Consider the following 12,447-nt stretch of genomic DNA (forward strand, 5'->3'; position numbering starts at 1 on the left):
CCGGGCTGAAAAGTCGGGTCTGAGCACTTAGCAGAATGGGACGTTCCGCCCCCGGTGCTCCATACACCCAAGATTTGGCGGCCTGAACGAGAGCACATCGTATGACTAGGCCTCCTAAGGAATGTCCTACAAGTATCAGCTCTTCATAAGATGACGAGACGTCATCCCGTGCTCCTTTGCCGCCAACCATCATCGCTGGGGGAAAGGGGACCGGATAGAACGCGGGGAGGCTCCGTCTCAACCGATCAGCAACGGATGAGGGGTTCTCTCGTTCCGACTCATACCCCACGAACAACAGATCAGACTGCTGCCAGTACCTCCCCATGCGCCCACTCTGCTGGAATTGGGCCCAGGTGGATAGTGTCCGCCCTCTAAAGCCATGGACGAAAACGATAAGCCGCCTCGGCCTTTCATGGGAAACGTACATCACCCATGACGGCGGGTCAGCAACGTTGAACGCAGAATGCGTTTCTGCATACGGCATAAACGGATCGTAGACCTGAAAGCACGACATTGTGCGGTTTCGAGAGCTCATTTTTGGGAGTGCCTAAGATTCCCCGGGCTGCCCGGCCCACCCCGTACGGAGCACGGACAACACATCGGAAGGACTCCGCACGCCATGAAATCCGAAACGCTTGCTTGCCACTCAATGAATCTGGCTTGCAGGAGGTCTATGTGCGCACGTTGCCTCGGCCCCACCTAGGAAGCCCACATTGTGAAGGCGATGACGCTCACGAGGCGGATGGGTTCCTCGAATGAGGCTTGCTTATCTTCTTCTGGACACGGGTCCAACACGCCACACCGCAGCTAACACCTAGCCCACACTGCGTCTGTATGGATCGCCACAGAATCGGGTGACCACCATCCGAAAGCCGATCCGTCACCCTGCCAGCGAAACCTTCATTCGGGACTCGTGCCGTTAGCGGCCCCTGACATGTACGTAGGAGATGCACGATGACCAGAGAGTTCAGCAGTCGTCGGCTCTCAGCCGTCATCTCATCAATGGATCCTTTGATAAGAACCGCAGGGCTTGGCCTGGTCGAGGATTCAGACTCGCGGATTTCCTGTCCGTCGCATGTCCCAACAATGTGTCTCACTAAGGTATTCTCAACATCACTCATATTTTTCCTTTGATAAGACCCGGAGAAGTGATGACACGCCTTGGATACGCCCGCGTCAGCCTGGCTGACCAAAACACCGATCTGCAGATCCGGGAACTGGAAGCAGCTGGGTGCGAGCGAATCTATAAAGACCAGGGGATCAGCGGGACACGGGTAAGTCGTCCGGAGCTGGACCGGATGCTGGACCGTCTCGGCCCAGGGGATGAGGTCGTGGTGTGGAAGCTGGACCGGTTGGGACGAAACACTCGCCACCTGCTCGAGCTCTTGGATGATTTCAAGGTGCGAGGCATCAAGTTCCGTTCGCTAAGGGATGGCATCGCCACTGACCCGGCCAGCGAGGTCGGGGGAGCGATGGCCCAGGCGATGGTCACCATCATTTCCGCTTTCGCCCAGCTTGAACGAGACCAGCTTTCCGAGCGCACCAAGGCCGGCATGGCGGCTGCAGCTGCTAACGGACGCAAAGCAGGCCGCCGCGAAATCACGACAGACCACGAGAAGGTCAAGAGGGCGCATGAATTGAAAGCTCGCGGTCTAAAACCGACGGACATCGGAAAGATCATCGGAGCCAGCCGCGCCACCGTCTACCGATACCTCGGCATGGACTCCTGAGCCACAGGGGTAACCTGTCCCGGAAGTTGTCTTTGTGACTGCTGTCCACGGCAGGTGATTTGGGACAACATCTGGGACGGAAATATTACGCGGAGGTCGGGCTGCGGATGCCAACGTCAGTCGCCACCGGATGGCGATCATCCACGGGGGAGAGCGTCTCGGTTCTAAGGAAATGGGACACGTCTTAAGCGGACGCCATACTTGCTGCCGGAGCCCGAGCCGAGTTGGTTGCGCGTCGGACGATGAATGGCTTCTAGGGCTGCCGGCTTCTTGAGCGATTGCGGTCGGGACCGACGCCCCGTATTCGACTGCCCTGACTTAGGGCTGCTCCATCAGGACCTTGAGGGCGGTTAGGGCCTTCTCGTCGTCTCGTTTGAAGATCAGCGTCAGAAGGGGCACTGCGAACCGGGCCAGGCCGCCCACGTGGAAATCTACATTGCTGGTGAGTCGACAGGTGCCGGCACCTGTGGGCTCTACCAGATAGGAAGCGACACCGATCATCTTGCCCGATGGGATCTCGAAGGCGACGAAGCGGCCAGGCTCGTAGGCGATGAAGCGGTTGCGGGCGACGACCTTCATTCCCGCGAATCGCCGCGTGAACTCATGTTCAGTGCCAACGCGGAGAGGACCCGGCGTGATGCGCTTAATATCGTCGATGCCGCTCTGCCATCGGGTCGCGTTCGTGTGGTCTGCAACGAAGTCGAAGACCTTTGAGGCCGGAGCCTGCAACTCGGTGCGCATCTCCAGCTGGAGCCGATTCATGAGGCGTCCTTTCCAAGGCGCGGACGCACGCCATGGCGTGCAAGCCCGGTTGATTGCAACGGGACGAGCGAATCCGCGGCTGGTGCCACAGCCCTGTGTGGGATCGACGAGGCGAGGGCTAGGACAATCACGAACGACGCGGCCAGGACGGCAACCCACGCGCCGCGGGGCTCCGTAAGGGCGAGTGCAGCGCCGCCGATTCCGGGCCCGGACAGAGCGAGGGCGGCAAGGAGGGCTGCACTGGTGATGCCACAGGCCAGCCTGCTCCAAAGCGGACCCCGGCGCGATACAGCGTAGCCCCCACCAAGTGCCATCAGAGCCACTGCGATCGCTCCTCCGCCAAGGCCCTGAGTCAGAAGGGCCGGAACCGCGCCGGGGAGGAGCATTGGAGCTACGGCAAACGCCAATGGTGCCAGAGCCAGCCAGCGCCAATGCTGCCGTCCACCGGTCCGTCGGAGGGCTTCCGCCCAACCTAGAAGTCCACCGGCAACGGCACCGGGAAAAATGAGTGCGCCGAATGTTCCCCACCAATCGAAAGTGGATGCCGGACCGGCGAGCTCCACCATGTATCCGCGGAAGCCGGCGGCCCAGGCAATCCCGCAGGTCGTGCCCAGTGCGGTGAGAGTCACCGCTTGTCTGCCAAGGAAATGGCTGTTCATGATGGCCTCGTTAGCTACGGTGCCAGAGAGGGCGAGAAAGGATGCTGGGTCGACTGCCGGTGAGGACGGTAGGGGTTCTGGGTTTCCATGACACGGCTCTAATCTTGAAGCTAACTAGAGTGCTGCTCTAGTGAGATACTCTAAATATGGACCCGGACACACTACACGTCAAGAGCACCCGCAGGCAGAAATCGGAAGCCACCCGGCGCAAGATCATAACGGCGGCGCACCAGGAATTTATCACCCGAGGATTCCACGGCGCCACCATGGCCGGCATTGCTGCACGTGCCGGAGTAGCTTCGCAAACCGTGTACTTCGTGTTCCACACCAAACCCGAGCTCATCAGTGCCGTAATTGACTCCGCCGTCCTGGGCGAAGATGATCCCCGTCCACCGCAGGCCCAACCGTGGTGGGCAGCGATGATGCAGGAACCCGACGCTGCTGAGGCATTGCGGATCTTCATTCGTGGAGCAGGCCCCTTATTTGCGCGCGCGTCGGCTATCTCGGAAGTTCTTCGCGCAGCCGCCCTGACCGATAACGAGGTGCGCCGAACGCACCAACACCATGAAAACCTTCGCAGGGACGGGTTCGGGCAGGTCTTGGAGATACTGGCCGAAAAGAGGCCGCTCCGTGCCGATTGGCCCATCGATCAGCTCACCGAGGCGTTCATGACTGTCTACGGTGACAGCACGTACCACCAGCTCGCTGTTGAGCGCGGCTGGAACCACAACCAGATCATGGCATGGCTCTGCGACGTCCTTCCAGGCATGCTGCTCGCTGAAGGCTGAGCGGCGTTACGCATCCGGCCCTGGCAGGCCGGATAGCTCCCAGATGTGCCAGAGCCATCATCAAGGCCGACCTGACCGCACCGCGAGAAAACGGTGCCAAATCCGTGTTGGGAAAGCCTCACCCAGGGTGTTCCAGTTCCACGGAAGTGGGATGGGTCGCCCGCGCGGTGTATTCCTCAATCTCTTGTGTGTGCGAGCAGGCCCCAATCGGCACGGGCGGAGTCTTGGACTGGCCGAACGTGGTAACGGCGGGCCAGTCGCTGGAAGCATCTTTTGTGAAGTACCGGAAATGTTCTCTGCATGAGGATTGTCAACAATCATACGATGCTGTTATCTTTTCGGTATGACTTCATCTCGAAAAACTTCGATTCCAGAGCCCCAGGGACGCAAGACGCCTTCCGGGACTGACAACAACGACGGCCACGCTGACCATGGTCACCACCATGACCATGGGGATCACGATCATGGGTGGGCCTTCAGCGCCGGGCATCGGGCACCGAAGGTCAAGGGGGATGACGACGGGCACCACGGTCACAGCCACGGCCTGGGGGACCACACCACGGCTACCGGGAAGCACCGCAAGAAGCTGATCATTGTCCTTTGCATCACTGCGTCGATCTTCCTGATTCAGGTGGTCGGAGCGATGATCTCCAACTCGCTGGCCTTGCTGGCTGACGCAGGTCACATGCTCACCGACGCGACGGGGGTCTTCATCGCCCTGATCGCCAGTGTTATTGCGACGAGAAAGGCCACGGCCAAGCGGACCTTCGGGTATCAGCGCATCGAAGTTCTCGCTGCGCTCCTTAATGGCATCGCGATTGCTGCGATCGCGATCATGATCTTCGTAGAGGCGGTCAAACGTCTTGGTACGGAAGTTGAGGTTGAAGCCGGGCCGATGCTGTTCGCGGCGATCATTGGTGCTGTGGCGAACCTTGTCTCATTGTTGATTCTTCAGTCCGGCCAGAAGGAAAGCCTGAACGTGCGCGGTGCTTACCTGGAGGTTCTGGGTGACCTCTTGGGCTCGGTAGCTGTCATCATCGCCGGTATCATCATCTGGCTCACTGGCTGGATGTTGGCGGACCAGATCGCTTCAATCGCTATTGCCTTGCTGATTCTGCCCAGGGCTTGGAGTCTCCTTAAGGACGTTGTACACGTGCTGATGGAGGCCACCCCCAAGGATATGGATCTGGAGGAAACGCGTGCGCATCTCCTGAGCGTCCCGGGTGTACTGGATGTCCACGACATGCACGCCTGGACCATTACTTCGGGTGTCCCCGTTTTCTCCGCTCATGTTGTCGTCGACGATGACACGATTTCCTCGAATGGGTCTGAACCTCTGCTCGATGAACTCCTCGCTTGCCTCGGGGAGCATTTCGACACCAGCCACAGCACGCTGCAGATTGAGTCCCAGGACCACGTCTCCCACGAGCAGGCAGTCCATGCCTGAGGTGACTAGCCCCACCGACCTCTTCCGAGGGGGGTTTTCCCGCCGACTGCTGCCTCCGGTGGACTCTGTCGGCGAAGGCCTTGCGGCCGGGGTGACTGAATTGGTCGGCGGGCGTAGTTTCTCGGGAGCTGGTCTACGACTTGGTCGTGACAGGCAGAAACCCTTGCCGCAGCCCGTTCCGTACCGCCTGCGTGCGGAGGAGGAAAGCGCATGGAGAGAGTAAAAGGACTGCCGGCCGTGACCCCTGAATTCACGAGTTCGGAAGAGATCGCAGACAAGGTTCGCGAGTTGATCCTGACCGGTCACTTCACGCCCGGGGAACAGGTCAACGAGGTGCATCTGGCGAACCATCTCAACCTTTCCCGGAACCCGTTGCGGGAAGCGCTTCAGCGTTTGAGCCAGGAAGGGCTGCTTACGAGCAAGCGCAATCGTGGCCTGTTCATGATCGAACTGACGAAGGCTGACGTGGGCGAGATCTACCGAACCCGCGAACTATTGGAGGTCACTGCCGCAGAAGGAATCACATCCCGGTCAACCAAGCGGAGGCGGGAAGCGTCTGCCCGGTTGGTGAAGATTGCCATGTTGCTACCTGAGCCTACGGCGGTTCGCGACTGGGCGAGCATCTGTCGTTTGGACCTTCGATTCCATACGACGCTCGTCGCGGAGGCCGGGAACTCGCGGTTGTTAAGGTCCTACATCACTTTGGCTGCTGAATCGCTGATCTGTATGAGGGACCTCGAGGGATCCTACCCGACCCCCCATGCTTGGAGGGATGACCATTTGGCGATCGCCGGGATGATTGCCTCCGGTTCCATGGATGAAGTCCGCTCTGTCCTTCGCCAGCATCTCTCTGCGCCCTAAAGATCCAATCCGATGTCCAGCCTTCAAAGCGTGTTCCCAGACGTTCTGGGCCGTTTGGAGGCAAGTAGATAAAGGCAAGAGAGCCGTATCTGAACGAGGTCGTTCGGCGGAATATTCCAGAAGGGCGAAGCATTAAAGTTGGGAACGGAGAGCGTACGGGAGACTCGCACGCCGAGTCCTCTGGAGCCTTGGAGCAAGGATTCGGGATGCGGCGACGGGCGGTAGCCTTGGGATGGGTGGCTTCTGAACTATTGGTGCCACGCGTCGCCCCGTGTAAACCAGGGCTGGGGTCGAAGAAAAGGGATCGGAGACGAGATGAAGAAAGAAGTAGGCCTTTCCGCCATCACGCCAAAATCAACCGCCGAGATCATCGCGGATCAACTTCGCGACCGGATCGTGGAAGGTTATTTCGTGCCCGGGGAGCAGATCAATGAGGCCCTCCTCTCGAGCCAACTCAGCGTTTCCCGCGGACCCGTCCGGGAGGCACTGAACCGTCTATGTCAAGAGGGTCTGCTGGTCAGCAGGCCCAACCGGGGCGTCTTCGTGATCGAGTTGACCGACGAGGACGTTGATGAGATCTATGGCGTCCGGGAAATGCTGGAGATCGGCGCGGCGGAAATCATCACTGCCCAAACAACGCAACGACGCCAGGAGGTATCCGATGCGCTGGTGAAAATCGCCTCGCAGCTTCCGGCGGCACTTGCTGCGGGGGATTGGGCGCGGGTCTCCCGACTGGATCTAGACTTCCACACCACGCTTGTTGCCAGCGTTGGCAATTCCCGGTTACTGCGCGCCTACACCACCCTGGCGACCGAGTCCCTGATCTGTATGATCAACCCGGAACGGGTATACCCGACACCGAGCACCTTGAGTCACGATCACATGGCGATGGCAAAACTGATTGCGGCCGGTTCAATGAACGAAATCCACGCGGCCTTCCACCGCCACCTTTCAGGCGCGGAAGACCATCTGGCCGGGACTCTCGAAGCGCGATCCCGGGACCACCATGGGCCCGTGGCGGCAACAGCCCAGTGACGGGTCCCGCCTGCCTTGACGGCGGTAAATTCTTCAACCAGCTTGGTGGGGCGCCTCATGGTGAGGTGGCCGGTCGTAGAGCGTGTGCTCACTCTGTTCCAAAATATTGGTCACCAGGGCACCGACGTGTTCGTTGGCCAATGCGCAGTAGATCGTGGTTCCGGCCCTCCGGGAACTGACCAGACGGCCGATGCGCAGCTTTGCCAAATGTTGAGAAACGGAGGCCATGGGCCGCTGCAGTTTCTGTGCAATTTCGCCCACGGAAAGTTCACGTTGGGCCAGCAGCGCAAGGATCGCCAGACGTGTCCTGTCGGCAACGAGGCGGGCCAGCTCTGCTGCTCCATCGAGGTCGGCATCCGACGGCAACGAAACCTCCGCCAAAGGTGTGGCTTGGGCCATACGCTGTTTATCGACGGCCGATGGTTTTTTGGTGTGGCTCACGGGCGGGCGTCCTCGGTCATCCTGTCATCATCGCCGACGACGTGCCTTCGCGTCATATCTCTCCAAATGAATGACGCTGCGAGGGCAGCCGTGAAGGAGATGCCGGCGAGGACAACGGCAGCCGTTCCGAGCGATGTCAGAGCACCGAGCCATCCGGCCAGGGGGTAGCAGAGGAGCCACCATCCGTGGGCCAACGAGAACTGGGCAGCGAAGACCGCAGGGAGCTCAGGTTCGGGAACCGTAGCGCGGATCACCTGACCAACAGGTGTCAGAACACCGGAGTAACCGATGCCCAGGACAAACCACAGGGCGGCCAGTATGGCCAGACCCGGTGTGCCGTTGAGCGAAAGCGCCAACGGCACACCAAAAGGCGGCAAGCTCACCAAAACTCCTGCAAAGAGCAGAACCCGGCGGGTACCCAGTCGCGCCACAAGCCCCGGTGAGCTGAGTGCGCCGCAGATTGATCCTGCGCCCATGGCACCCAACGCGAGGGCAACAGCGGCTGCATCCGCGCCCAGCGGCCCCCGCACGATAGCGACTGTCTGAACCATGACGAAACTCCCGCTGCCCGCAAGAGCGAGTTGGAGGGTGAAAATTCCTCGCAGGGCAGGCGTGGCGAATAACAGCCTGCTGCCCAGCGTCAGGCGTTTCATGAAGGGTGCATCGCGGCTCTCCGAGGGCAGGGCCTTTGGAAGCACTAGCGACCCTATGAGCAGCGCAGACGCGGCGAAGCCCAGGGCGGTGCCGAAAAACAGGTACTGCGTGGGAATGACCAAAAGCAATATCCCGGTCAGCACCGGGGACATCAGCGCCTCAACGTCGTAGGCCAGCCTGGACAGGGCGAGAGCGTTCCCGTAGTCCCGATCATCGGGGAGTACCCGTGGAATGGTCGCCTGGAATGTGGGAGTGAAGACTGCGGATGCGATATACAGCACCACGATGAGGGCATAGATGTGCCATACGTCGGAAACGAACGGGAGGCAGACGGCGACGGCGGCCCGCAGCACGTCCGAGCCAACCATCACAGTGCGGGGCTGGAAACGGACCAGAACTGCCGCCGCTAGAGGCGCTACAACCATAAAGCACAGCATCTTGATGGCAAGAACGGTTCCGAGCACCGATCCGGATTGATCACCAGCCAAATCGAAGGCCACAAAGCCAAGAGCGATGGTCGCCAGCCCGGTCCCAAGGAGGGCGAGGACGTGGGAAAGGAGAAGGCGCCGAAAGCGGGAATTCCTCAACGTGGTGAGCATACCCAACAGAATCACATTACTTGCGTAGATACGCAAGTAAGAAACCTTTAAACATCCGGATTCGTTTGCCAACTGGCCAGTCACAAACGTCCCGACGGGGCGGGAGCCGCCTGTGCTGGCGATTCGACTTGGCAGCCCGGAATAAAGTCATCAAAAATCTTAATCGTCGGATTGTTGACAATCTACAGATACGGCCATAAGCTCGCTGCAGAGGAGACGCGCGTGATGCGCGTCACGTATCCCTAGCGAAGGGTTCGACGTGGCTAGTCTAGAAATCACCAACTTGCGGATTGCCATCCGCGGCAAGACCATCGTGGACGGGCTTAGTTTCAAGGTCCTCGCGGGCCAGCGGCTTTGCTTGCTGGGCGCCTCGGGCTCCGGTAAGTCCATGACGGCAAGCGCTGTCCTGGGGCGGTTGCCCTCGAACGCGGTTGCGACCGGAAGCATCCGGATCAACGGCCATGAAGTCCTCGGGGTTCCGGCCCCAAAACGTCCCGAGAACGCCCGGGTGGCCATGGTTTTTCAGGACTCGGCAGTGGCGCTCAATCCATTGGTCCGGTTGGTGGACCAACTGGTGGTGCCACTGCGCAGGCATCGTGGCCTCGACGCTGCTGGCGCCCGTGCTGCCGCGCTTGAGCTGGCCGAGGCAGTCGGGTTGCCCGATCCCTCGACGCTGATTACTGCCTATCCCTCCGAGCTGTCAGGAGGCCAACGGCAGCGCGTCTGTATCGCCCTGGCCCTGGCGTGCAACACACGGCTTATGGTGGCCGATGAACCGACGACCGCGCTGGATGTCGTGACGCAGGCAAAAGTCCTGAAAGTGCTGAACAAGTTCACCGCCGGCGAGAATTCTCCGGCCTTGCTGTTCATCACCCACGACTTCGCGGTGGCATCGGAACTGTGTACCGACGCGGTAGTCCTCCGCGACGGGCGGATTGTCGAGGAGGGACTGCTCCGCGATGTTTTGGCAAACCCCCGTGACCCATATTCCCGCAATCTCATCCGCGCAGCCCGGGCAGCGACCATCGCACCCTACCTGCAGGAATTTTCTGCCTCCACTGAAGCGGTAGCTTCGACCACTATTGAACCCGGTACCAACGCGGAGTCCTCGTTCTTCGACATTGACCGTGTCAGCCGCTCCTTTCAAATGCCCCGGCAACATCGTTTCGCGAAAAGGGTCGAGCGCGTCGCGCTGGGGCAGACAAGCCTGAAGATCGGCGCCGGCGAACGGGTCGGCATCGTCGGAGTCTCAGGCTCAGGAAAGACCACCTTGCTGCGCCTGATGCTGGCATTGGAAAGCAGCGATACCGGTTCGGTCCGCTGTGCCGGCAGGGAGGTAGAGCCGGGGCCGTTGAAGGAACTGCGCTGGTACCGGCGCCGTGTGCAGTATGTGCCGCAGGATCCGGCCGGATCGCTTGACCCCCGGATGGTCGTCAGGGATCTGGTGGCAGAGCCACTCATCCGGTTGAACGTTGACGTCGATCGCAAGCAAGCCGTGCGGGAAGCGCTGGAGTCGGTTGGGCTCGGACCGGAATACCTGGACCGGCGTGCCAGCGAATTGTCCGGCGGGCAGGCTCAACGCGTTGCCATCGCCAGGGCCATAGCCACCCGGCCCGATTTCCTGCTTGCGGACGAGCCTGTTTCCGGCCTCGACCTTCCCATGCGTGAACAAGTCATCGAACTCCTCCGCTCGATTGCCGAGGAACGTGGCACCGGGCTCCTCATCGTTTCCCACGACCTGTCCATGGTCGCCAGCCTCTGTCACCGGACAGTGGTCATGCACGACGGCGCGGTCATCGAGGACCGAGCCACTCTTGCACTGCTGTCCGACCCCCAACACCCCCGAACCCGTGAACTTGTCGGAGCCATCCCCGTACTGCCTGCGCCGGAGAACCCCGGCGCGGCGGACGGTCCCACACTCGCAACGCTTGCCAATTGAAAGGTACCTCCAGAATGCGTTCACTCATGCCCCGCACCCGCCACCTCCTTACCGCAGGCGCCCTGACACTGGGAGCCGCCCTGACCCTGACCGGATGTTTCGCCGGGGAAGGCGCATCAGCACAAGACTCCTCCAATCGTGTCAGCCTGGCCATGCTCGCCGCTCCCTTGTCCAATCTGAGCCCCTACTCAGAGGACGCCTTCAAGCTTTCGCGCTGGAGCGCAGCCGAAACCCTGACCGTCCTTGACGACAACGGCGAGGCCCAGCCCCTGCTGGCCACGGAATGGAAGAAGGACGGGGACCTCAAATGGGTGCTCACCCTCCGCGAAGGAGTCAAGTTCCACGACGGCACCCAGCTCACGGCTGAGAGCGTCGTCAACTCACTGAACAAAGCGATGAATGCCTCCCCCAAGCTGCGCGTCCTAACAGGGCTTGAGCTACAAATCGAGGCGACGGGTGAGCGTGAAGTGACGATCACTACCGGCACCCCCGACCCCCTCCTGATGAACAGGCTCACCAGCCCGCAGCTGTCCATCCTCTCCGCCGCGGCGTATTTGCCTGACGGGACGGTGACGCCGGTGAGCACGGGCACCGGTCCTTTCAAGATCGTCACCACCAACGGATCATCCTCTGCCTCCCTGGACCGTTTCGAGGACTATTGGGGCGAAAAGGCGAAACTGTCCGGCATTGACGTCTCCTACGTCCCGGACGGCGCGGCCCGAGCCGCAGCACTACGGACAGGAACCGCCGACGTCGTCGAGGCACTCCCGGTTTCCCAGGTGTCCCTGCTCCCGCAGGACCTGGTGAACGAAGTGCCGATGCCACGCACCAACACCCTGTACCTGAACAACGAAAAGGGCGCCTTCGCTGATCCCGCCCTCCGGGCTGCTGCCCGAGCAGCGATTGACAGGGCGAGCATCGTGAAGAACGTGTACGAAGGACGGGCCGATGAGTCCAAGGGCCTGCTGGGACCGGCACTGAAGTGGGCCGCGGACATCCGCGGAGACGTGGACTCTGCTGCACGACCCGCAGCTCCTGCAGGGAAGACGATCACCCTGGCCACGTACACGGCCCGTCCCGAACTGCCAGAGGCCGCAGTTCTTCTGGAGCAGCAGCTTGAGGCCGCCGGATTTGTCGTGGAGCAGGACGTGCGCGAATACGCCAACATGGAGAAAGACATGATGGCAGGTGCCTTCGACATGGTCCTCCTGTCCAGGGCGACGGTCCAGGACACCGGGGACCCCGCTACGTACCTGACCAGTGACTACTCCTGCAAAGGGTCCTTCAACATCTCCCAGGTCTGCGACCCGGAGATCGATGCAGCAATCAGTGCCGCGTCCGCAAGCGAGCTTGGCGAGAAGCGGCGGGAAGCCATCATGGCCGCAGAAGCGCTGATCCTGAAGAAGGACGTTGCCCTCCCCGTGCTGCACGAACGCGTGCTTCTGGGCAAGGCGAAGACTGTCTCCAACCTGGTCCTGGATCCGCGTGAGCGCGGCCTGATCACCGCAGAAACCACCAAGGAATAAGGGACC

Annotated in this window: 11 protein-coding genes; 7 read left to right on the plus strand and 4 right to left on the minus strand. The window is 60.8% G+C overall.

From position 1 onward, the window contains the following. Positions 1-1,151 precede the first annotated feature (1,151 nt). The gene (locus tag RQH14_RS18345) at positions 1,152-1,730 is read left to right on the plus strand and encodes a recombinase family protein (protein WP_311214567.1); all 579 of its coding nucleotides are present in this window, start codon (positions 1,152-1,154) and stop codon (positions 1,728-1,730) included. 318 nt (positions 1,731-2,048) lie between these two features. Here RQH14_RS18345 and RQH14_RS18350 read toward each other — a convergent pair whose 3' ends face one another. Continuing rightward, a complete protein-coding gene (locus RQH14_RS18350; RefSeq protein ID WP_311214568.1) occupies positions 2,049-2,492 on the minus strand; it encodes an SRPBCC family protein in 444 nt (147 codons plus the stop codon). Next, positions 2,489-3,151, minus strand: a complete 663-nt coding sequence (locus RQH14_RS18355; RefSeq protein WP_311214569.1) for a hypothetical protein — start codon at positions 3,149-3,151, stop codon at positions 2,489-2,491. The genes RQH14_RS18350 and RQH14_RS18355 overlap by 4 nt, the downstream gene beginning before the upstream one ends. Positions 3,152-3,297: 146 nt before the next feature. Here RQH14_RS18355 and RQH14_RS18360 point away from each other — a divergent pair, with 146 nt between their 5' ends. The 4 genes from RQH14_RS18360 (at position 3,298) to RQH14_RS18375 (ending at position 7,282) form a co-directional block, all read left to right on the plus strand. Then, positions 3,298-3,939 (plus strand): helix-turn-helix domain-containing protein, encoded by a 642-nt coding sequence (locus RQH14_RS18360; RefSeq protein ID WP_311214570.1) that lies wholly within the window; start codon positions 3,298-3,300, stop codon positions 3,937-3,939. 343 nt (positions 3,940-4,282) lie between these two features. Continuing rightward, a complete protein-coding gene (locus tag RQH14_RS18365; RefSeq protein ID WP_311214571.1) occupies positions 4,283-5,386 on the plus strand; it encodes a cation diffusion facilitator family transporter in 1,104 nt (367 codons plus the stop codon). A gap of 210 nt (positions 5,387-5,596) precedes the next feature. Further along, on the plus strand, positions 5,597-6,247 hold the full coding sequence (locus tag RQH14_RS18370; RefSeq protein ID WP_311214572.1) for a GntR family transcriptional regulator: 651 nt from the start codon (positions 5,597-5,599) through the stop codon (positions 6,245-6,247). Between the two features lie 315 nt (positions 6,248-6,562). Then, the gene (locus RQH14_RS18375) at positions 6,563-7,282 is read left to right on the plus strand and encodes a GntR family transcriptional regulator (RefSeq protein ID WP_311214573.1); all 720 of its coding nucleotides are present in this window, start codon (positions 6,563-6,565) and stop codon (positions 7,280-7,282) included. A gap of 33 nt (positions 7,283-7,315) precedes the next feature. Here RQH14_RS18375 and RQH14_RS18380 read toward each other — a convergent pair whose 3' ends face one another. Then, positions 7,316-7,723: a metalloregulator ArsR/SmtB family transcription factor gene (locus RQH14_RS18380; RefSeq protein WP_311214574.1), complete on the minus strand. Its 408-nt coding sequence runs from the start codon at positions 7,721-7,723 to the stop codon at positions 7,316-7,318. Then, positions 7,720-9,012 carry an MFS transporter gene (locus tag RQH14_RS18385; protein WP_311214575.1) on the minus strand — a complete coding sequence of 431 codons (1,293 nt, stop codon included), beginning with the start codon at positions 9,010-9,012 and terminating at the stop codon, positions 7,720-7,722. Before RQH14_RS18385 ends, RQH14_RS18380 begins: the two co-directional genes overlap by 4 nt. Positions 9,013-9,235: 223 nt before the next feature. On the opposite strand from RQH14_RS18385, the gene RQH14_RS18390 reads away from it, so the two are divergent. Then, a complete protein-coding gene (locus RQH14_RS18390; RefSeq protein WP_311214576.1) occupies positions 9,236-10,915 on the plus strand; it encodes an ABC transporter ATP-binding protein in 1,680 nt (559 codons plus the stop codon). Between the two features lie 26 nt (positions 10,916-10,941). After that, on the plus strand, positions 10,942-12,441 hold the full coding sequence (locus RQH14_RS18395; RefSeq protein WP_311214577.1) for an ABC transporter substrate-binding protein: 1,500 nt from the start codon (positions 10,942-10,944) through the stop codon (positions 12,439-12,441). The last annotated feature ends 6 nt before the right edge of the window (positions 12,442-12,447 follow it).

This window comes from Arthrobacter sp. WCS2018Hpa-7, from assembly GCF_031843805.1.
Taxonomy (GTDB): domain Bacteria; phylum Actinomycetota; class Actinomycetes; order Actinomycetales; family Micrococcaceae; genus Arthrobacter.

Excerpts from the sequence above, each read along its gene's own strand:
- RQH14_RS18345 (WP_311214567.1), top strand. The coding sequence starts at position 1,152 with ATGACACGCCTTGGATACGCCCGCGTCAGCCTGGCTGACCAAAACACC.
- RQH14_RS18350 (WP_311214568.1), bottom strand. The coding sequence starts at position 2,492 with ATGAATCGGCTCCAGCTGGAGATGCGCACCGAGTTGCAGGCTCCGGCC.
- RQH14_RS18355 (WP_311214569.1), bottom strand. The coding sequence starts at position 3,151 with ATGAACAGCCATTTCCTTGGCAGACAAGCGGTGACTCTCACCGCACTG.
- RQH14_RS18360 (WP_311214570.1), top strand. The coding sequence starts at position 3,298 with ATGGACCCGGACACACTACACGTCAAGAGCACCCGCAGGCAGAAATCG.
- RQH14_RS18365 (WP_311214571.1), top strand. The coding sequence starts at position 4,283 with ATGACTTCATCTCGAAAAACTTCGATTCCAGAGCCCCAGGGACGCAAG.
- RQH14_RS18370 (WP_311214572.1), top strand. The coding sequence starts at position 5,597 with ATGGAGAGAGTAAAAGGACTGCCGGCCGTGACCCCTGAATTCACGAGT.
- RQH14_RS18375 (WP_311214573.1), top strand. The coding sequence starts at position 6,563 with ATGAAGAAAGAAGTAGGCCTTTCCGCCATCACGCCAAAATCAACCGCC.
- RQH14_RS18395 (WP_311214577.1), top strand. The coding sequence starts at position 10,942 with ATGCCCCGCACCCGCCACCTCCTTACCGCAGGCGCCCTGACACTGGGA.